Source organism: Snodgrassella alvi (genome assembly GCF_002777855.1).
In the GTDB taxonomy this organism is placed as follows: Bacteria; Pseudomonadota; Gammaproteobacteria; order Burkholderiales; family Neisseriaceae; genus Snodgrassella; species Snodgrassella alvi_E.
In genome coordinates this window covers 136,090-156,847 of record NZ_MEIK01000015.1, presented here as the reverse complement: position 1 = coordinate 156,847, position 20,758 = coordinate 136,090, and the positions used below count along the sequence as shown (strand labels likewise).

Genomic DNA, 20,758 nt, shown 5'->3' with positions numbered 1-20,758 from the left:
GGCATTTTTATCAAGCTGTGTATTTGTCATGAGTTTCGTACTGGTTTTACAGCATGCTGATTTGCTTTCCTGTGATTTATCTGCATTAGATGCGATTATGCCTTCTTCACCAAAATTCAGTTTTAATAAATCAGTATTACGCTTACCAGTACCGAAAGAATTCAAGCTTGAAGAGGCAGTACAAGCTAAGCTACTGGCACAGCATATTGATTTTGCTATTCTACCGGATAAGTGTTTTGCTGACTTGGGACTGATTGTCAGCGATATGGATTCAACCCTGATTACGATTGAATGTGTAGATGAAATTGCGGCCGGCGTGGGTCTACAGGCAGAAGTTACAACGATTACTGAACGCTCAATGCGCGGAGAAATTGACTTTGAGCAATCATTACGTGCTCGGGTAGCATTGTTAAAAGGGTTACCGGTTACTGAACTTAACCGAGTATATGACGAAGTTTTAAAATTATCACCGGGAGCCGAATGGCTGTTACAGCAATGTCGAGAATATGGGGTAAAGTTTATGCTGGTTTCAGGTGGCTTTACTTACTTTACTGATCGTCTCAAACAGCAATACGGGCTTGATTACACATATGCCAACCAATTAGTAGTGCAAAACGATAGGTTAACTGGCGAGCTAACCGGCCGTATTATCGATGCACAGGCTAAAGCTGATTTACTGGTAGAGTATTCAGCAAAGTTAGGATTGGCTAAATCTCAGATTGTCGCTATGGGGGACGGTGCCAATGATATTCCGATGTTACAGGCTGCCGGTTTTGGTGTAGCTTATCATGCCAAACCAAAAACTCAGGCTGCTACTACCATCAGTGTACGCTTTGGTGGTTTGGATGCGGTGCGCAAATGGTTCCGCTGATATTTAGTTTTATCTTACAGGCTTATACTAAAAACTGTTTGCAATCAATTTAGAATTAATAATCACATAGTTACATAAATATTTTTAGGAATACACTTATGTACCCGATAGCTGAGCCATATCAGTCTGGCCTATTGCAAGTTTCTGCAATTCATCAGATTTACTGGGAAGAAAGCGGTAATCCGGCCGGTAAGCCGGTAATTTTTTTGCATGGCGGACCGGGTGCAGGAGCTTCACCAGCTTGCCGAGGTTTTTTTAATCCAGAAAAATACCGCATCATTATAATAGACCAGCGTGGCTGCGGCCGCTCCCTACCTTATGCTTGTATTGATGACAATACCACTTGGGATCTGGTAGAAGATATAGAAAAAGTACGCCGAATGCTTCAGATTGAGCGATGGCAAGTCTTTGGCGGTTCATGGGGCAGTTCGTTGGCATTAGCCTATGCTAAAACTTATCCGCATCGAGTAACCGAGCTAGTACTTCGAGGAATATTTTTATGCCGTCCACATGAAATGGATTGGATCAATCAGCAGGGTGCCAATCGTTTTTTTCCTGAAGCATGGAAAAATTACCTTGCTCCGATTGCTGTGGATAAACAACACAATCTGATTGATGCCTATCATGAGTTGCTTTGCCATCCCTATACCGACGAAGCCTCCCAGCTTAATGCAGCTCGAGCATGGGCACAGTGGGAAAGCAATATTGTTCATTTGGAACCAGATCAAGCCGGTGTGGATGAATATGACGATTCTTATAAAGCATTAGCAATCGCTCGCATTGAAAATCATTATTTTGTTCATCGCTGCTGGCTAGCAAGTGAATTTGCTTTATTAGAAAATATTCAAGTGTTGGCTGATATACCGATGGTGATTGTTCAAGGGCGCTATGATATGTGCACACCGTTTGAAAGTGCTTGGGAGTTAAAACAGGCTTTGCCTCATGCCAAGCTGGTGGTCACCATAGCGGGACATTCTGGATTTGAACCAGCCAATCAAGCGGCATTGGTGGCTGCTACAGACGCTTTTGCTAATCAATAGTTAACCTATACAAGATTAAGTTTTAATTAAAAAGGCCTGATTCGAATCAGGCCTTTTATGTTGATCAAAATTACCTTTATCTTGCTTAGCAAAATTTCTGAATCAGACTGTATAAACTGCCACTGTGTTGTTCAGCTTTTGCTGCTATGGCATTTTTTGCTATCCCCGATACTGGAGAAATGCCATATAAGGCAGTATACCCAAGGTAATTCATTTGCGTATATTCCGCAGATTGTTTTACTGATTGTAAAAAATCATCGATGAGGAAATGATTTTCTTTTTGAAAATTAATCTCTGGTTGGCCAACCGTCATAGAGACGAGTAATTTTTTATCTTTCAATTTGTTTCCTAGTGAACCATAGGCAAATTGATAAGTGAACACTTGATCAAACCAAATTTTTAATATAGCGGGCATATTAAACCAATACATTGGGTATTGAAGAATAATAAGCTTATGACGAAGCAAAGCTTGTTGCTCGGCATCAACATCAATCTGATAATCAGGATATAAGTTGTAAATATTTCTAATCTCTATATCCGGTAGTCTTGCAGCTAAAGATTCTGAGATTGTTTTGTTTGCAATAGAGTTTTTAAAATCTGGGTGCGCCAGTATCATTAGGGTCATGATTTTTCCTCAATAAACTATAAAAATTTTATGTACTCAAATAATTTTAGTAGAATTTAGAAAAAATACTATAGCTATCAAATATGAGAGTTAGGAAAAAAATCATGCATACAGATGATTCCTGTGCGATTACCCATCGTGGTAAACGCTATCATTGCAATATTAGTTTAGCTATGAATCTAATTGGCGGTAAATGGAAAGGTGTGATTCTTTATTATTTACGTAATCAACCAAAAAGATTCAGTGAACTCAGAAAAAATATGCCAGATATTACTGAAATGACGCTAAGCCTTCAGCTTAAACAGCTAGAGAAGGATGAGTTAATTACTCGAACGGTGAAAGGTGATAAACCTCCCGTACAAGTGAGCTATGCACTTACCAACAAAGGTCATTTACTTAGCCCGATTTTAATGTCTCTATGTAACTGGGCCGAAGTGATTAATGATGAAAATCAAAAAATGCTTTAGGTTTAATCAGATAAATAATTTTCAATTATGATTTCTGGCCAATTTATACGATCTGAATGGGTTGGTTTCAATTTGATTCTTTTATTTTGGCTGGTTTCGGCTCTAGCATAATTACTTGATTTAGCCATGAATAAAGTTGACTAAAATTGTCGGGTATTAGATAATTCATCCATTGTCAATCTATTTCGGGTTTTGTCATGCGTTTAACCACCAAGGGGCGTTTTGCTGTTATTGCCATGCTGGATTTAGCCATGCATGCGCAATCTGGTGCGGTAAACCTGACTGCGATTAGTGAGCGCCAGCGTATTTCCTTATCTTATCTGGAACAGCTTTTTGGCAAATTACGCCGTGCAGGGCTAGTAGAAAGTATCCGCGGACCGGGTGGCGGCTATGTTTTAAGCCATGCAGCCGACCATATCAATATTGCCGATATCATCGCAGCTGCAGAAGACACGATGGATGCAACATTGTGCGGCGGCCATGCAGACTGTCAGGATGGTACGCCTTGTCTGACTCACGATTTATGGGTCAACCTAAATAAAACCATAGACGATTATCTGCGCGGAATTACTTTGCAATGTATCCTGAATCAACAATCTTACCGAAATATCAGTAATGAACAAAAAAGCAGCCTTGAGCAGCCGATTACTTTGATTAATCTGCACTAAAACCAGCGCTGTGATAGATATTAAAGAGAACACGACAATGACCGTAAAACTTCCTATTTATCTGGATTATTCAGCAACCACGCCAGTAGACCCGCGTGTAGCAGAGAAAATGATTCCCTATCTGACTGAATTCTTCGGCAACCCCGCTTCAAACAGCCACAGTTTCGGCTGGCAGGCAGAAGAAGCAGTAGAAAATGCCCGGAATGAAATTGCTGCATTAATTGGTGCTGATTCTAAAGAAATTATTTTTACGTCTGGTGCCACTGAATCGGATAATCTGGCGCTGAAAGGAGCCGCTCAGTTCAATGCCAGTAAAGGCAAACATCTGATTACGGTCAGAACTGAACATAAAGCTGTACTGGATACGATGCGTGAGCTGGAACGCGAAGGTTTTGAGGTCACTTATCTTGGCGTAAAAGAAAACGGTCTAATTGATTTGGATGAACTGAAAGCAGCAATCCGTCCAGATACAACTGTTGTAAGTGTAATGTGGGTGAACAATGAAATCGGCGTGATTCAGGATATTGCCGCTATCGGAGCAATCTGCAACGAAAAAGGCATAATTTTTCATGTTGACGCCGCGCAGGCTACCGGCAAAGTACATATTGATGTAAAGGCCAATCAAATTGGCTTGCTCAGTATGTCGGCTCACAAAACCTATGGTCCTAAAGGGATTGGTGCTTTATATGTACGGCGCAAACCGCGTGTACGTCTGAATGCACAGATGCATGGTGGTGGTCATGAGCGTGGTTTCCGCTCTGGCACGCTGGCTACTCATCAGATTGTTGGTATGGGTGAAGCATTCCGTCTGGCACGTTTGGAAATGGATAAAGATAATGCGCATGCTAAAGCTCTGCGTGACCGTTTTCTCAATGCCATCAAAGATGTTGAGGAAGTATATATTAATGGCGACCTTGAACATCGCGTTTACCAGAATCTGAATATCAGCTTTAACTTTGTGGAAGGTGAAAGCCTGATTATGGCGGTGAAGGATATCGCGGTATCCAGCGGCTCAGCTTGTACTTCAGCAAGTCTGGAACCGAGCTACGTGCTGCGCGCTCTTGGCCGTAATGATGAATTGGCGCATAGTTCGCTGCGTATTACTTTTGGGCGCTTTACTACTGAAGAAGAAGTGGATTACGCTGCCGAACTGATAAAATCCAAAATCGGTAAATTACGCGAGTTATCACCGTTGTGGGAAATGCATCAAGAAGGTATTGATTTAAGTAGTGTAGAGTGGGCAGCTCATTAATCTGCGTGCAATAGTAACCTTCGGTTTCTGCTTTAGTAATCCCGTACAAGGCAACATTCCCTCTAAACCGAGGGCTATTTGATGTGCAGAATAGTATTTTGCCTCTCAGCATAATAATTGTTAAAGGAACATATCATGGCCTACAGCGATAAAGTCATTGATCATTATGAAAATCCACGCAATGTTGGTTCGTTTGAAAAGGGTGACCAGAGCGTGGGCACTGGCATGGTGGGTGCACCGGCCTGTGGCGATGTAATGAAGTTGCAAATCAAGGTAAGCGATAACGGTATCATCGAAGACGCTAAATTTAAAACTTATGGTTGTGGCTCGGCTATCGCCTCTTCCAGCCTAATTACTGAATGGGTAAAGGGCAAAAGTTTGGATGAGGCGCTGGCCATTAAAAACAGTGCCATCGCAGAAGAACTGGCATTGCCACCGGTGAAAATCCACTGCTCAATTTTGGCCGAAGATGCCATCAAGGCTGCTGTAGCAGATTATCGAAAAAAACATAACGAGTGATATGACAATGTTAAGCAGTACCGCAAACAATGATGAATCCACTACGGAAAAAAATGATAATCAGCAGGTTAATGCAGTACGCCTAAACAATATCAGAATGTGTTCCAATCAGTTTTGTCTTGAATGTAACGAACCCATTTCACCCGAACGCCAGTTTCAATATCCTGGCACGCGTTTTTGTATTAATTGTGAGGAAAAAATCGCCGTTAAACGCTCTTTTCTCTCTTCCTATAAACGCCGTTTTAACCGTAACCGTAATCAAACCTGAATGACTAACACTCATTCAGGCCTCAGTTCTGACAGGAGAGAATATGATTTCTCTGACTGAAAAAGCCGCTCAGCACATCAGTAATTATTTGACTAAACGTGGTAAAGGCGAAGGTATTCGCCTAGGAGTCAAGAATAGCGGTTGTTCAGGCATGGCCTATACACTGGAATTTGTCGACCAAATCCAGCCGGAAGATTTAATTTTTGAGCAACATGGTGTCAAAGTCTTTGTTGACCCCAAAAGCCATGTCTATCTGGATGGTACCGAGCTTGATTTTGTTAAAGAAGGTTTGCAGGAAGGATTTAAGTTTGCCAATCCCAATGCAAAAGATGAGTGTGGTTGTGGCGAAAGTTTTCACGTATAAGCACGAAATATTGCTACCAATAGCAATACACCTACTACCTTGTATCGCATCACAACGAGACATTGACTGCAGAAAAAGCAGATTAACAATCACAAAATTTGTTTTATTACCCTGATGTGACTTCTGCTTCTATCCTGTTATCACCACAAGGTGAAATACATGAACCAATACTTTGCTTTGTTTCAGCTACCCGAACAATTTAACATTGATATTAAACAGCTCGAACAGAATTATCATTTACTGGCTGCACAGTGTCATCCTGACAAATTTGCAGCCAGCAGCAGCTTTGAGCAGAAGCAGGCTATGATGATGGCAGCCACGGTAAATGAAGCTTATCGTATTCTATGCAATCCCTTAGACCGTGCGGCCTATCTGTTACAAAAGAAAGGCATAGATGCAGATGCACCGGAGCATACTCATTTTCCAGCCGAATTTCTGATACAGCAAATGCAGTGGCGCGAAACATTGGAAGATGTACGTGCTGAGGCGGATACAGCTACTCTACATGAATTGGCGACAACCATTCAGCAGGAACAAAACCATTTATATCAAAATCTTGATGCCGCTTTTGCGCAGAATCAGGTTGATAAGGCAGCTGAACTGGTGCGTCAAGGGCGTTTTTTATACAAATTAAATGCCGAAATACAGGCAGCATTGCTCTGACACCGTTAACTTCAGCGTCAGAAATATGATTTTAAATAAATTTAAATCATAAAAGTAATATCTAAAATCAGGACTTAGTTCAAATTATGGCTTTATTGCAAATTGCCGAACCCGGCCTTTCTGCCGCCCCGCATGAACACCGACGTGCCGTGGGAATCGATTTAGGCACCACCAACAGTCTGGTGGCCACTGTACGCAGCGGCCATGCAGAATGTTTAGCCGACGAACAAGGGCGAATTACCCTGCCTTCAGTAGTCCGTTACCAGCAGAATTGTGCTCCAGAAGTAGGTACAGACGCATTAAAAGCCCAGCGCATTGATCCTTCCAATACCATTAGTTCGGCCAAACGCCTTATTGGCCGAAGTCTGGACGACATTAAAAATCAGCCTGAAACTCAATACCTGCCCTATCGTTTCACCGATGAAGAACGCATTATCAGTATTCAGACTCGCGCCGGTAATAAAACACCGATAGAAGTTTCTGCGGACATTTTGCGCGTGCTGAAAACACGGGCAGAAAATAGTTTGGGTGGCGAACTGGCTGGCGCTGTAATTACCGTACCAGCATATTTCGATGATGCCCAGCGGCAGGCTACCAAGGACGCAGCGCGCCTAGCCGGCTTGCACGTCCTACGTTTACTTAATGAACCTACTGCCGCTGCCATTGCCTATGGGCTGGATAATGCCGCCGAAGGAACGTTTATTGTTTACGACCTTGGCGGAGGTACATTTGATGTTTCCGTTCTAACATTAAGCCGTGGCTTATTTGAAGTAAAAGCCACCAATGGCAACAGTGCTTTAGGTGGGGATGACTTTGACCAGCGCCTTTTTTGTTGGTTATTAGAACAAAACAAATTGTCTCAGCTTAATGCACAGGACAGCGCCCTACTGCAATCACTTTCGCGCGCAGCTAAAGAATCTTTAACCACTGAACAATCCACCACTATAGCTGCTACGCTTTCCAATGGTCAACAAATAGTCACTGATATTAGCCGAGATACGTTCCATCAGCTTACACAACCACTGGTAGCCAAAACACTGGAGCCGGTTAAACAGGCTATGCGTGATGCGAATATCAGCAAAAACGATATAAAAGGCGTTATTATGGTTGGCGGTGCCACTCGAATGCTGCATGTACAGCAGGCTGTGGCTACCTTTTTTGGCCAAACTCCACTGAATAATCTCAATCCCGATGAAGTAGTTGCACTCGGTGCTGCCATGCAGGCCAATGTACTGGCCGGAAATAAAAACGATGATGAATGGCTGCTTCTGGACGTTACTCCCCTCTCATTGGGGCTGGAAACATATGGCGGTTTGGTTGAAAAAATCATTCCGCGCAACAGCACCTTGCCCACCGCTCGCGCCCAAGATTTCACTACATTTAAAGACGGCCAGACCGCAATGATGATTCATGTAGTACAGGGAGAACGTGAATTGGTTTCGGATTGCCGCAGTCTCGCCCAATTTACTCTGCGCGGTATCCCGCCAATGGCTGCCGGTGCTGCACGCATTCGGGTGACCTTTCAGGTAGATGCCGATGGCCTGTTATCTGTTTCCGCAAGAGAACAAACTACCGGCGTACAGGCACATATTGAAGTTAAGCCCTCATACGGATTGGATGATACCGTTATTACTCAGATGCTAAAAGACAGCTTTACCCATGCACAGACTGATGCGCAGCAACGCGCCCGTGCGGAAGCAATGGTAGAAGCTGAAAGCATTATTGGCGCAGTCAGCAGCGCACTAAATCTTGATGCTGATTTACTCAGTACTGCCGAACAGCAAATCATCGACACAGCCTTGGCACAAATCAAACACCAGATGGAAATTGGCAATGCACAGGACATCCGCGATGCCATACAAAGGCTTAGCCATGCCACAGATGAGTTTGCTGCCAGACGCATGAACCGTAATATACAGCGTGCCTTACAAGGTAAAAACGTTAGCGATATATAGAATTCAACCACAGACAGCTAAAACTATCTGTACTTACACAGGAGATAAAACAATGTTAAAACTATATTACCTACCAGGTGCATGTTCATTTGTCCCCCACGTAGCTCTACAATGGAGTGGACTGGATTATGTAGCAGAAGAAGTAAGTCGCGATAAAATAAAATCTGCAGAATATCGGGCTCTGAATCCGCAAGGTCAGGTACCTTTACTTGTAGATGGAAACTGGGCACTAAGTCAGAATATAGCTATTATTGATTATATTAATGATTTAGCACCCGATAAAGGTATCTATGGCGCTGCATCAGCTACTGACCCTAAAATACGTGCCAAGGCTCGGCAATGGCTGGCTTTTGCCAATAGTGACCTGCATACAAAATTCAAACCTCTATTCGGGGCAGCCAGAATGGTAGATGGTGAAGCTGCTCAGAACAATCTTATTGCTTATGCTAGTAGTGATGTTGAAAACACATTTGCATCGTTAGATAAAATGCTGGCTCAGCAAGATTATTTAACAGGTAATAGCATCAGTATTGCCGATGTTTACATTTTCATTGAAATGCAATGGGCTCAGAGATGTAAAATTGATCTAAGCAAATATCAGTATTTGACTTCTTTTGCTCAGCGGGTAAGCGCTGACAATGGTGTCAACACAGTGCTGAAAGCACAAGGCTTGATATAATACTCACTCCGGCGTGGCTGGTAGCAAGAATAGACACCAGCCACGCCTTGCATTATTTAGAATGACGGAACTACCATGCCCAAAATCACTGTACTGCCTCACCCACAACTTTGTCCTGAAGGAAAAATATTAGACAATATTCCGTCCGGCACCTCAATTTGTGATGCATTACTTGAGCATGATATTGAAATTGAACACGCCTGCGAGCAATCCTGCGCCTGTACCACCTGCCACGTGCTCGTGCGTCAAGGCTACGACAGCCTACCTGAGCCAAGCGAACAGGAAGAAGATTTACTCGATCAAGCATGGGGGCTCGAAGCTGATTCACGTCTGAGCTGTCAGGCACGTTTGGCAGATAGCGATGTAACCATTGAAATCCCCAAATACACTATTAACCATGCACGTGAAGAACACTGATATCAGAACACAGCTCAAAATTAACGCTTGCTATCACTATTTTTTTCACTAATTCTTAACAATTAATACAGAATCACATCATGAAATGGACTGATATACATCAGATTGCCGAAGAACTGGCAGACCGTCACGAAGACATCGATCCTACCACCATCCGCTTTACCCGATTGCGTGAACTAGTATTGGCCTTACCAGACTTTGATGACCAGCCAGAGCATTGCGGTGAGCGCGTACTTGAAGCCATTCAGCAAGCATGGATAGATGAAACTGACTGAGCAGAAAAGCATACCAGCAATCAAACCATATCTATCATGACATTTTAAGCAACAAACTCAGCTGATAACAGCCAGAACACTATAGCCACCCTTAAGGGCAAATGTTCTGGCTAAAAATAAATTATCCAAATATCTAAGCTTTTTCTGTATTACGCCGTTGCAAACGCCAGCTACAAAACTGCCAGCAGCGGTTGAACACATGGCGATACACAAAAATCGCACACAGCAGGCAGCCACCGGCAGAACCAGCACAAATCAGAAACATGGTCAGCAACTGAAAACGAATGGCCTGATCAGGTGAAGCACCGGCCAGAATTTGTCCGGTAATCATTCCCGGCAGACTCACCAGCCCTACCACACTCAACTGATTAATCGTCGGCAACATCCCAGCGACAACGGCAGATCGTGCCGTATCCCGATAAGCTTCCCAGCCACTGGCGCCCATGGACAATAAAACTTCTACCCTAGCCTGCTGCTGGCGTAAGTCCTGTGTTAACCGGTCCAGACATAAAGCCACAGCAGTTAAACAATTACCAAGCACCATACCCAAAATCGGAATGACATACTGCGGCGAATACCATGGATGGATATGAAGAACCGCATACAGTCCTACTGCAGCACTTAACCAAGAAGCCAACCACACCGAAGACAGTGCATCACGAGTCAGACCACGATAAACATAGCTACCACGAGAGCGCGCCGAAAATCCGGCTATTAAGGTCATCACAGCAATAATCAACAGTACCCAATACCATTGATTAGCCGCAAAAATCCATTTCAGCAACAAGCCTACAATGGATAACTGCACCACAGCACGCACAGCAGATATCAAAATCCGTTTCGTTAACCCTAGCTTTAGCCATAATGATACACCGGCACTCACCAAAATCAGCAAAGAAGCCAGAGCCAGCTCAGCAACACTAATATAATTAGTTCCTTGCATTATTGCCTCCCATTCTTTACCGAATGCTTGATGTGCGTTATTCGTCCGGCATCAAAATACCAGATTTCATCACCCACTTCGCTAACTTGTTGCTCACTATGCGAAACCCACATATAGGCAGCCTGCGGATTTGCCTGTTGCCACTGATTAACCAGTTTCTGTACCGTGCGTGCAGAATCCTCATCCAGAGAAGCTGTGGGTTCATCCAGCAACAATACCGGAGGATTCAACTGTAAAATACGCAACAGACAAACCAATTGCGCTTCACCACCCGATAAATCGGTACCGTCACGCTCCAGAAAATGCTCATCCTTACCCAAATTCTGCAAAACCTGAAGCACATGTTCCGGCTGAAACATCAAATGCTGATAATGATGCAAAGTATAAGGTAACTGCAAATTATCACGCACCGTACCCGGAATCAATACCGCCTGCTGACGCACATAAGCAATCTGGCTACGGTGCCGTGCAATACTATGTGCATTCAAATTCACAGGCTGATTCTGACAATACAACGTACCAGCAGCAGGTAAATCTAGCAAAGAAATTGTACGTAAAAAAACCGATTTTCCTGCTCCAGATGCACCGCTGATTGCCACACGTGCACCAGCTCTGAGCTGAAAATCGATATCCTGTAATAACATTCTGCCATCATCATGAGCGCGCTGACACACACCCTCACCAGATAAAATTGGCGTATTCATGACGAACCACGCAGTTCTTTCGGCAGCACAAACATAATATTTTCCTCCACACCCTCACCTTCGGTAACTGTTGGATATCCCCAGGAAACAATCGTCTGTACAACATCATTAACCAGTACCTCCGGTGCTGACGCACCGGCAGTAACGCCAACACGGCTCTTGCCGGAAAACCACTCAGTCTGCAGACAGCTGGCATTATCTACCATATAAGCATCAACACCCAGCAAAGCTGCCACTTCGCGTAAACGATTACTATTCGAACTGTTAGGAGACCCTACCACAATTACCACATCACAAGTAGCGGCTAACTTCTTTACCGCCTCCTGACGATTGGTGGTTGCATAACAAATATCCTCTTTATGCGGACTTTTAATGTGAGGAAAACGCTGTTTCAACGCAGCAATAATACCGCTGGTTTCATCTACCGATAGCGTTGTCTGGCTCACATGCGCCAGCTTTTCTTCATTGCGGACCTGTAAACCTGCCACATCAGCAACTGTTTCCACCAGCAGCATTGCCCCCGGCGGCAGTTGCCCCATCGTACCTTCTACTTCCGGATGACCCTTATGCCCGATCATCACAATCTGATATCCCTGCTCATCAAGACGAGATACCTGTCTGTGGACTTTCGTTACCAAAGGGCAAGTAGCATCAAAAATACGGAAACCACGCGCCACCGCTTCTTGCTGCACCGCCTGAGATACCCCATGTGCCGAATAAATCAATGTGGCATCAGGTGGCACATCATCCAGACTCTCAATAAACACTGCGCCCTTGTTGCGCAGATTATCAACAACAAACTTATTATGTACCACTTCATGGCGCACATAAATCGGTGCACCATATTCTTCCAAAGCCCGTTCTACAATACTGATGGCTCGGTCAACACCAGCACAAAATCCACGCGGATTAGCCAGTAAAATCTTTTTGTCGCTCATTCAACTTCCCGTTAGCTGGCTGATTTCACCAAAATTAAACCAATCAAGCTGTCTTTTTCTTCTGATGAAAAATACTTTCCAGCACCAGCAAAACCGCACCGACACAAATCAGGCTATCCGCAACATTAAACGCCGGATAAAACCAATTATGGTAGTAAAACAACAGAAAATCAACCACATGACCATGAACCAATCGATCAGCAACATTACCAGCCGCACCACCAATAATCAACGCGGCAGCCACTTTACCTATTGTTCCGAATTCATCGCGGATAATCCCACGCAGGAGGTAAATACAAATTACCAGCGCCAGTCCCATAAAGAAAAACTTCTGCCATCCACCCGCATCGGCAAGGAAACTAAATGCCGCGCCTGGATTATAAGCCAGCGTCAAATCAAAAAAACCCGGAATTACCGCAATTCGTTCCAGATAATGAACATTCTGCAATATCAGATATTTCGTTAACTGGTCTGCCAAAAGACCCAGTACGATAATGGCACCATATAAAAACAGTTTTTTACGTTGCATAACCATCCTTAAAACCAGAACAGGCGTGACCGACTGAATCTGCCACACCTGAATCATTCAAATCAAGCCTAAAAAAACGACAACATTACAGCCGTTACCTAGTTTCAGGCATACAAACGCTTTTCACCGGCACCATCTACATTTTGCACACAGCGACCACAAATAGTCGGGTGCTGAGGGTCGGAGCCCACATCATCAGTATAATGCCAGCAACGCTCACATTTTGTACCCTGATCCACCGATACAGTGGCAGATAACTCTTCTCCAGCTTCTACGGTAACTTTCGCTACCATCAATACAAAACGTAATTCATCACCCAGCGCTGCCACATAAGGCAGCATATCTGTTGGCACCTTAATCGCCACATCAGCCTGTAAAGAAGACCCTACACTCTTATCCGCACGCAACGATTCAATAGCCACATTTACCGTATCACGCACTGCTCGGATCGCCTGCCATTTCAGTGTTAAGCTATCTACATCAGCCACAGGCGGGAATTCATGCCCCGTATGGTACAGTATACTATCTTCTTCATCACCACTCAGTACTGCCCAAGCCTCCTCAGCAGTAAAGCAAAGAATTGGGCTCAATAAAAGCACCAGATTACGCGTAATATGATACAGAGCAGTTTGCGCACTACGTCGGCCATGGCTGCCAGACTGCATTGTATATAAACGGTCTTTCAGAATATCCAGATAAAACGCACCCATATCTTCTGAACAGAAATGGACAATATCCTGTACCGCAAAATGGAACGCATAACGGGCAAAATAATCATCAGCCACACGCTGCTGCAATTGCTGTGCCAAAACCAGTGCATAACGGTCTAGCTCCAGCATCTCATCCACTGGCACCGCATCTTTAGCCGGATTGAAATCACTCAAATTCGCTAAAAGGAAACGTAGCGTATTCCGCAGACGCCGGTAGCTTTCTGACACTCGTTTTAAAATTTCATCTGAAATTGCCAGCTCACCGGAATAATCAGTAGAAGCCACCCACAAGCGCAGAATATCTGCACCCAGACTATCATTTACCTTCTGTGGTGCTACCACATTACCCACAGATTTAGACATTTTCTGCCCGTTGCCATCCACCACAAAACCATGTGTCAGCAACTGTTTATACGGCGCACTGCCAACCGTAGCACAGGCAGTTAGCAGCGAAGACTGAAACCAGCCGCGATGCTGATCAGAGCCCTCGAGATACAAATCTGCAGGCCATGCCAGCTCAGGGCGCTGACGTAGTACTGCGTAATGCGTACTGCCCGAATCAAACCAAACATCCAGCGTATCTGGCAATTTATCATACTCATCCGCATCTGCGCCCAAAAGCTCATGCTTATCCAGCGCAAACCACGCCTCAATACCATGCTGCTCAATCCGCTTGGCCACCTCTTCCAGCAATTCAGCCGAACGTGGATGGAGCTGACCAGTTTCCTTATGGGCAAAAAAGGCCATTGGCGTGCCCCAGTAACGCTGGCGAGATACCACCCAGTCTGGACGACCTTCAATCATTGCCTCCAGACGCGCGCGTCCCCATGCCGGAAAAAACTCAGTCACCTCTACCGCGTCCATCGCCTTATTACGCAAAGTCTTGCCATCCGTACCTTCTTTATCCATACCAATAAACCACTGGCCAGTAGCACGGTAAATCAAAGGCGTTTTATGGCGCCAGCAATGCGCGTAACTATGAGTAATTTTTCCATTCGACAGTAATCTGCCCTCTTCGGCTACCCAATCAATCACCACCGGATTACCTTCCCAGACTGTCATCCCTGCCAATCTAGGCACATCACTGATATATCGTCCCTCAGCATTCACTGGGTTATATAACTGAATCCCATACCGCAAGCAGGCAAAATAATCGTCCAGACCATGAGCCGGTGCCGTATGTACCAGACCTGTACCGGCCTCAGTAGTCACATGCTCACCCAGTAAAACCGGAATATCTCGATCCAGAAATGGATGATTCAAATGCAGATTCTCCAGTTGTCGTCCTACAACTTCAGCCAGTACCGCAGTATCATCCACATCGAAACCAAAACGTTCCAAAGCTGCTCCAGCTAGCTCTTTAGCCAACACCAGCTTACCTTTTGGCGTATCAAACAACTGATAAACAACGTCCGGCCCCACACAAATTGCCTGACTGGCCGGCAAAGTCCACGGCGTAGTTGTCCAGATCACTGCATAGGCTTCGCCTAAAATCTCATTCAGACCAAACACAGTAGCCAGCGCCGCGTTATCCTTAAACTGATACGCCACGTCAATCGCAAAAGAAACCTTATCTTTATATTCAACTTCAGCTTCTGCCAGCGAAGAACCACAATCCAAACAGAACTGCACCGGTTTCTCACCCCGATACAAATAGCCGCCTTGCTGAATCTTTCCCAGTGTACGGACAATATCCGCCTCAGTCTGATAATCCATCGTCAGATACGGATGCTCCCAATCGCCCAGCACCCCCAGACGCATAAAATCCTGTTTCTGGCGTGCAATCTGCTCCCGCGCATATTCACGGCACAGCTCACGGAATTTAGCAGCCGGAATATTCTTACCGTGCTTCTTTTCTACCATCAGCTCAATCGGCAAACCATGACAATCCCAGCCCGGCACATATGGCGCATCAAAACCAGCCAGCGTCTTACTGCGGATAATAATATCCTTCAATACCTTATTCACTGCATGGCCGATATGAATATCACCGTTCGCATACGGTGGGCCATCATGCAGAATAAATTTCGGTCGTCCAGCAGCCAGCTTACGCAGCTTCTGATAACGTTTCTGTTCATACCATGATTTCAGCCAGCCACCTTCACGCTTGGCTAGATTACCGCGCATTGGAAACGGCGTGTCCAACAAATTTACAGTTTTACTATAGTCAGTCATGACTTTCTCTTTAAAATATATCCGTTAATTCAATAATCTAAAAATCAGTATTATTTTACGGCCACCCGAACGCTACTTAGCAATTCAGGCAGCCTGCCATATTCGTGCCGCATCCATATCAGCAAAAATCTGAGCCTGCAACGCTGCCAAAGAATCAAACTTCAGCTCATCACGCAACTTATGCAGAAAATGTATTCCTAAGCGCTGACCATACAAATTGGCAGCACAATCAAAAATATGTACTTCAAGTTTCTGCTGGCTACCTGCAGAAACCGTCGGATTTTTACCAAAACTGGCCACACCACGCTTGCGCCCGAATGCGCCTGACACATCCACCACAAAAACCCCATTAAGCGCATAATGCAAAGCCGGCAGATGCACATTTGCCGTTGGGCAGCCCAATTCGCGACCCAGCTTGGCGCCATGCTTCACTCGACCACTGAGCACATACTCATGTCCCAGCAGCAACTGCGCATAAGCCAGGTTACCAGCAGCCAGCGCCATACGAACTGCCGTACTTGAGGCACGCACATCCTCAACTACAACAGAAGGCGTTCTCTCTGTGACAAAAGCCTCCTGAGCCTGCAATAAAGCAAAATCACCGCTGCGATGGGCTCCAAAACGAAAATCATCGCCCACCAGCAAATAGCGTGCTGATAACTTTTCAATCAGCATCTGCCGGATAAAATCCATCGGCTGCATCAATGCAAACTGCTGATTAAACCTCAGCACATACACCGCATCCACACAACCACTTTCAGCAAGCAAATTCAGCTTATCCCGCAGCGGCGACAACCGGTAAGGCAAAGACTTACCTGTCTGCTGCGCAAAAAACTCCTGAGGTTGCGGTTCAAATATCATCACCACCGAAGCAAGCCCGCGTTTATCAGCTTCCTGACGCAAGCGCAGCAAAATATGGCGATGTCCACAGTGCACACCATCAAAATTACCGATTGTTACTGCCGTACCACCAGACCAATCCGGCCGCAGCCCGCTCCCCAACCAAACTTGCATACAATTCTTGAACGAATCAAATAATAAAACACATCATTGTAAACACTTCAGCTCACCTTAGCCAGCGTAATTAAACAGCATTTTCCACCCTCTGCAACCAACAAATCCGCTTTATACTCAACGGCAAACAAAATTTGATACAGTTACAACAGCATTTCTTGCTAAAATAGCGCCCACATAACGCCAAGGCTTAGCCCAGCCGGCAGCAATACCCCAAAAACCACCATTAGGTAACACAATGGCCTTTCGTTTCGACATCATCTACGAATACCGTGAAATGTTTTATTACGGTGCGCTCACCACATTAGGCGTCACCCTGATTTCTACATTTATGGGCACCTTACTCGGCCTGATATTCGCCCTCACGCGTATCATCCGCCTCGAAAAGGGCGGCCTGCCCATACGCGCACTGGTATGGACACTGCGGCAAATTTCGCTGCTGTATGTCACCATCTTTCGCGGTACACCGCTATTTGTTCAAATTTTCATCTGGTATTTCGTCTGGTTTCCACTGCTCATCAACCCAACTGATGGCCTGATTATCAGCGGAGATCTTGCCGTAGAACTCCGGCGCAGTTATGGCGCACTGATTGCCGGCACACTGGCCTTGTCAGTCAACTCCGGCGCCTACATCACCGAAATTTTCCGCGCTGGCATTCAGTCTATCGATCGCGGCCAATTTGAAGCCTCCCGCTCACTAGGACTCAGCTATACACAAGCCATGCGCTACGTTATCCTGCCACAGGCCATCCGGCGTATGCTGCCACCCATTGGGAACGAATTCATTACTCTTCTTAAAGACAGCTCACTGCTTTCAGCCATTGCTGTGGCCGAACTAGCCTTTGCCGCCCGCGCCGCAGCCGGACGTTACCTTAACTATGAAACCCCACTCTACACCATCGCCATAATCTATTTGATCATGACCATAGCCTTGAGTTGGTTCTTTTCATGGCTTGAAAAAAGATACAATAAAGGTTATCAGCATTAGGTTTTCTAATTTATAGCCAATTGTCTACAAAAACAGAGTTACTTAAAAAAATAGCTCTGTTTTTTATTAGCACAAAAAAATCAAATTTTTTTAAAATGCTTCCTAACTTGTCGTTTGATTCTGCAATCATCAAAACATTGAGCAGCACGTCTAGCATAAGCCACAAAAGTTTTACGCCCCAGATGAGAATATTTCCTATAAAGTTTACGTTTAAATAAAATTTCACAATGATTTTTATCACGCGATTTAATAGCTAATTTTTTGGCTTTATGCAGCTTTTTATAATAACGTGATATAGAACCAGGACGAATAAGTGCGCGTTCACCATCAAATATCATACCGAGATATTGAAGATAACCTTTTTTACTAATGCAATTACCAAACAATTGATTTTGCTTCAAGTCAGGTAAGATCGCTTTCATACAGTTATCAACTTTTTCAAAAAAAACAATTTCAGTTTTCGTTTCTTGAATTTGCAATTTTTGTTTTTCAACAAGTTCAGAAACATTTGTTTGTATGTTTTTCAGTAATTGAATATCATGACCTGGGATAATAATAAGAATATCATCACAATATCTAAAGTATCTTGAATGAGAAAGCTCCAAATATTTTTTTAGATTTATATCAAAATCCAGCATATAAATGTTAGCAAGTAAGCCACTCAAAGGAGAATCTTGAGGAATACCCTTATGATAATTAACTCGAATCAGATTCGCACGACCTATCCGATTTTTGAATTCTGCTCCATCTCTGCACAATGAAAACAATCTATTATTAGAATTTCCCCTCTTTTTAGTTCTAATGCCCACCTTTTTTTCGACCGCGCCATGGTCTTAGAGATACCCAACGCTTGTAAGGCTTCATCATATTTTACATATGTATAACGTGTAAGACTTTTATAAACTTTATACCAATCTTTAGAAAAATTACCATCATTCGTTTTTAATATATCTAGCCATGCTTTCTTTAAAATTTCATGATTAAGATTATCAAAAAATTTTTTATATCAAGGCATAAACAAAATTTTTTGGAACTTTATTAGATATAAAAAACAGCGTTTTCTGACGCTGTTTTTTTGAAGTAAGATTTCATTTTATATTTTTATTATGTTTAATTTAGTTTTATTTGCTAAAATTTCAATTTTTTTTTTAAGAATAAATTTGTTTTTTTTAACAAAAAATTGATGTGTTAAATCATATCTAGTGATTGTAAAACAACCTAATAATGGATAGATAAATATATACAATCTTTTTTCTTTAAGAACATTATCCAATAAATACATATAATTATTAAACGATTTAATTCTTATTGGTTTATTATCAATAATAGCAATAACATTTGCTTTTGAAATTTTAAACAAATATGTATATATAAATATAAATTTATTTTCAATTTTATTAAATAACATTTTTTTTCTTACACTTTTTTTTGCATCATTATAAGAAACTAGATCAGCATTAATGTATTCATTTTCTGTTAAAAAATGATCAAAAATAGAAATACAAAAAATATAATATTCTTTTTCTAATAAATTTAAATTACTTAAATCTAATTTAATCAATTTGTATATTAAATTTCTCATTCTCTTATATATTTTCCTTCTTTACTTAATGTACCTATTCTATCACCTTTTTTGTTAAATAACTTCCAGTAACTACCTCCATGTCATCTTACTCCTGCTCTGTCTTTAGAAATTTTCCAGCCAGTTTTAGGATCTTGATAATCTCCATTCTTAAGTCTTTTATTAAATCGGCTTAAGTCAACTTGATCTCCCTTTTTTAATTTCTTTTTGTAATTATTATTTTGATCATCAGAATCAGGTAAACTCCTACCGTATTCTTACTATTTTCATCAATTATTTCAATATCTTTAGTTTCACAGTCCTTTTTATCCTTACTTTTATTATCATTAAGCATTGGTATTGTGGGTAATCCTGTAAGCCAACCTACCATCCCCCATTTCAACGCTTCGCTTGCCAATCTGTTGCAAGTGGGATTTAACACACAAAATCGTATCCCATTTATTGCAACCCTTATTCCAGCAACAATTAATGGAACAGCTACAGGAGCAATCTCCCCACTCGGATCACTGTATACCAGCGGATTTCCACCTACATATCCATACGTGTTTATCCCCCCAGCCAACCCTATCGGGTCACTCTGGATATATCTCCCCGTCTTCGCGTCGTAATCCCTGAAGTAGTTATACGTTAGTCCGGTTTCTTCGTCGTAATACTGTCCCGGAAACCTCAGGTTCATGGTGATTTGGTTATTTGCATCCAGTTCGCTGTTGCCAAATGCATCACTGGTAATCTTCCAGCTCTGTTCTCCTGCACTGTTTATTGCTAGTTGTGGGGTGCCCAGATGGTCTGTTATCAGGTAGTGATAGCTGGCATTTTTTAGGGTTTGGCCTTCATTTAGATTGGCCTGCCATAAGGGGCTGGTGCCCCAATCGCTGTCCGGTATCCAGCCGTACGCTACTTGCATCCGTCCTGTCTGATCCAGTTCTGCTATCAGCCCTTCGCTGCTGTAGATGTAGTAGGTGGTTTTGCCATTTACGGTTTTGCTGATACGCCGGCCAAATGGGTCGTATTGGTAGCTGGCTATTTCTCCTTAAATATTCGTTTTAATTTATATAGTTCAGAATTTATACATCTGCAAATAATAATATATTAAAAAAAGCTTTAACTATTTA

At 43.3% G+C, this 20,758-nt stretch carries 24 protein-coding genes; 14 read left to right on the top strand and 10 right to left on the bottom strand.

Features of this window, described 5'->3' with window-relative positions; genetic code table 11:
- The first annotated feature begins 28 nt into the window (after window positions 1–28).
- Together serB and pip are read left to right on the top strand one after the other, a co-directional pair.
- Window positions 29–871, top strand: coding sequence for a phosphoserine phosphatase SerB (serB, locus tag BHC43_RS01455; RefSeq protein WP_100156286.1), 843 nt, complete (start codon window positions 29–31; stop codon window positions 869–871).
- A 98-nt stretch (window positions 872–969) separates the two neighbouring features.
- Window positions 970–1,911, top strand: coding sequence for a prolyl aminopeptidase (pip, locus tag BHC43_RS01450; protein ID WP_100152244.1), 942 nt, complete (start codon window positions 970–972; stop codon window positions 1,909–1,911).
- A gap of 85 nt (window positions 1,912–1,996) precedes the next feature.
- On the opposite strand, the gene BHC43_RS01445 is transcribed toward pip, so the two are convergent.
- Window positions 1,997–2,536 carry an NAD(P)H-dependent oxidoreductase gene (locus tag BHC43_RS01445; protein ID WP_100152243.1) on the bottom strand — a complete coding sequence of 180 codons (540 nt, stop codon included), beginning with the start codon at window positions 2,534–2,536 and terminating at the stop codon, window positions 1,997–1,999.
- Window positions 2,537–2,640: 104 nt separating this feature from the next.
- Between BHC43_RS01445 and BHC43_RS01440 the strand changes: the two genes are divergently transcribed.
- The 11 genes from BHC43_RS01440 (at window position 2,641) to iscX (ending at window position 10,063) form a co-directional block, all read left to right on the top strand.
- Complete coding sequence (locus tag BHC43_RS01440) at window positions 2,641–3,003, top strand: winged helix-turn-helix transcriptional regulator (protein WP_218966444.1); 363 nt, start codon at window positions 2,641–2,643, stop codon at window positions 3,001–3,003.
- A gap of 197 nt (window positions 3,004–3,200) precedes the next feature.
- Window positions 3,201–3,671 carry an Rrf2 family transcriptional regulator gene (locus BHC43_RS01435; protein ID WP_100139742.1) on the top strand — a complete coding sequence of 157 codons (471 nt, stop codon included), beginning with the start codon at window positions 3,201–3,203 and terminating at the stop codon, window positions 3,669–3,671.
- 37 nt (window positions 3,672–3,708) lie between these two features.
- Window positions 3,709–4,923, top strand: coding sequence for an IscS subfamily cysteine desulfurase (locus BHC43_RS01430; protein ID WP_100156285.1), 1,215 nt, complete (start codon window positions 3,709–3,711; stop codon window positions 4,921–4,923).
- Between the two features lie 135 nt (window positions 4,924–5,058).
- Complete coding sequence (iscU, locus tag BHC43_RS01425) at window positions 5,059–5,442, top strand: Fe-S cluster assembly scaffold IscU (RefSeq protein WP_025330175.1); 384 nt, start codon at window positions 5,059–5,061, stop codon at window positions 5,440–5,442.
- A 1-nt stretch (window position 5,443) separates the two neighbouring features.
- Entirely contained in the window at window positions 5,444–5,710 is a 267-nt protein-coding gene (locus tag BHC43_RS01420; protein WP_100139740.1) for a TraR/DksA C4-type zinc finger protein, read from the top strand.
- A gap of 43 nt (window positions 5,711–5,753) precedes the next feature.
- Window positions 5,754–6,074: an iron-sulfur cluster assembly protein IscA gene (gene iscA / locus BHC43_RS01415; RefSeq protein ID WP_100139739.1), complete on the top strand. Its 321-nt coding sequence runs from the start codon at window positions 5,754–5,756 to the stop codon at window positions 6,072–6,074.
- A 159-nt stretch (window positions 6,075–6,233) separates the two neighbouring features.
- Complete coding sequence (hscB, locus tag BHC43_RS01410) at window positions 6,234–6,737, top strand: Fe-S protein assembly co-chaperone HscB (protein ID WP_100156284.1); 504 nt, start codon at window positions 6,234–6,236, stop codon at window positions 6,735–6,737.
- Window positions 6,738–6,823: 86 nt separating this feature from the next.
- Entirely contained in the window at window positions 6,824–8,692 is a 1,869-nt protein-coding gene (gene hscA / locus BHC43_RS01405) for a Fe-S protein assembly chaperone HscA (RefSeq protein WP_100156283.1), read from the top strand.
- Window positions 8,693–8,744: 52 nt separating this feature from the next.
- Window positions 8,745–9,371, top strand: coding sequence for a glutathione S-transferase family protein (locus tag BHC43_RS01400; protein WP_100152240.1), 627 nt, complete (start codon window positions 8,745–8,747; stop codon window positions 9,369–9,371).
- A gap of 75 nt (window positions 9,372–9,446) precedes the next feature.
- Entirely contained in the window at window positions 9,447–9,788 is a 342-nt protein-coding gene (gene fdx / locus BHC43_RS01395; protein WP_100139735.1) for an ISC system 2Fe-2S type ferredoxin, read from the top strand.
- An 80-nt stretch (window positions 9,789–9,868) separates the two neighbouring features.
- Window positions 9,869–10,063 (top strand): Fe-S cluster assembly protein IscX, encoded by a 195-nt coding sequence (iscX, locus tag BHC43_RS01390; protein WP_100152239.1) that lies wholly within the window; start codon window positions 9,869–9,871, stop codon window positions 10,061–10,063.
- A gap of 133 nt (window positions 10,064–10,196) precedes the next feature.
- Here iscX and BHC43_RS01385 read toward each other — a convergent pair whose 3' ends face one another.
- From BHC43_RS01385 to ribF, 6 genes are all read right to left on the bottom strand, one after another.
- Complete coding sequence (locus BHC43_RS01385) at window positions 10,197–11,006, bottom strand: ABC transporter permease (RefSeq protein ID WP_100139733.1); 810 nt, start codon at window positions 11,004–11,006, stop codon at window positions 10,197–10,199.
- On the bottom strand, window positions 11,006–11,710 hold the full coding sequence (locus tag BHC43_RS01380; RefSeq protein WP_100139732.1) for an ABC transporter ATP-binding protein: 705 nt from the start codon (window positions 11,708–11,710) through the stop codon (window positions 11,006–11,008). Before BHC43_RS01380 ends, BHC43_RS01385 begins: the two co-directional genes overlap by 1 nt.
- On the bottom strand, window positions 11,707–12,648 hold the full coding sequence (gene ispH / locus BHC43_RS01375; protein WP_100139731.1) for a 4-hydroxy-3-methylbut-2-enyl diphosphate reductase: 942 nt from the start codon (window positions 12,646–12,648) through the stop codon (window positions 11,707–11,709). Before ispH ends, BHC43_RS01380 begins: the two co-directional genes overlap by 4 nt.
- A gap of 43 nt (window positions 12,649–12,691) precedes the next feature.
- Window positions 12,692–13,183 (bottom strand): signal peptidase II, encoded by a 492-nt coding sequence (lspA, locus tag BHC43_RS01370; protein WP_100152236.1) that lies wholly within the window; start codon window positions 13,181–13,183, stop codon window positions 12,692–12,694.
- 98 nt (window positions 13,184–13,281) lie between these two features.
- The gene (gene ileS, locus BHC43_RS01365; protein ID WP_100156282.1) at window positions 13,282–16,062 is read right to left on the bottom strand and encodes an isoleucine--tRNA ligase; all 2,781 of its coding nucleotides are present in this window, start codon (window positions 16,060–16,062) and stop codon (window positions 13,282–13,284) included.
- An 84-nt stretch (window positions 16,063–16,146) separates the two neighbouring features.
- On the bottom strand, window positions 16,147–17,076 hold the full coding sequence (gene ribF, locus BHC43_RS01360) for a bifunctional riboflavin kinase/FAD synthetase (RefSeq protein WP_100156281.1): 930 nt from the start codon (window positions 17,074–17,076) through the stop codon (window positions 16,147–16,149).
- Between the two features lie 238 nt (window positions 17,077–17,314).
- Between ribF and BHC43_RS01355 the strand changes: the two genes are divergently transcribed.
- Window positions 17,315–18,064 (top strand): amino acid ABC transporter permease, encoded by a 750-nt coding sequence (locus BHC43_RS01355; RefSeq protein ID WP_100156280.1) that lies wholly within the window; start codon window positions 17,315–17,317, stop codon window positions 18,062–18,064.
- An 80-nt stretch (window positions 18,065–18,144) separates the two neighbouring features.
- Here the strand turns inward: BHC43_RS01355 and BHC43_RS01350 are convergent, their stop codons facing one another.
- The 3 genes from BHC43_RS01350 to BHC43_RS01335 all read right to left on the bottom strand — a co-directional run bounded on the left by BHC43_RS01350 (window position 18,145) and on the right by BHC43_RS01335 (window position 20,550).
- Window positions 18,145–18,873: a reverse transcriptase domain-containing protein gene (locus tag BHC43_RS01350; RefSeq protein ID WP_100156279.1), complete on the bottom strand. Its 729-nt coding sequence runs from the start codon at window positions 18,871–18,873 to the stop codon at window positions 18,145–18,147.
- Between the two features lie 284 nt (window positions 18,874–19,157).
- The gene (locus tag BHC43_RS01345; protein WP_100156278.1) at window positions 19,158–19,646 is read right to left on the bottom strand and encodes a hypothetical protein; all 489 of its coding nucleotides are present in this window, start codon (window positions 19,644–19,646) and stop codon (window positions 19,158–19,160) included.
- Between the two features lie 196 nt (window positions 19,647–19,842).
- The gene (locus BHC43_RS01335; protein WP_100156277.1) at window positions 19,843–20,550 is read right to left on the bottom strand and encodes an RHS repeat domain-containing protein; all 708 of its coding nucleotides are present in this window, start codon (window positions 20,548–20,550) and stop codon (window positions 19,843–19,845) included.
- Window positions 20,551–20,758 lie beyond the last annotated feature (208 nt).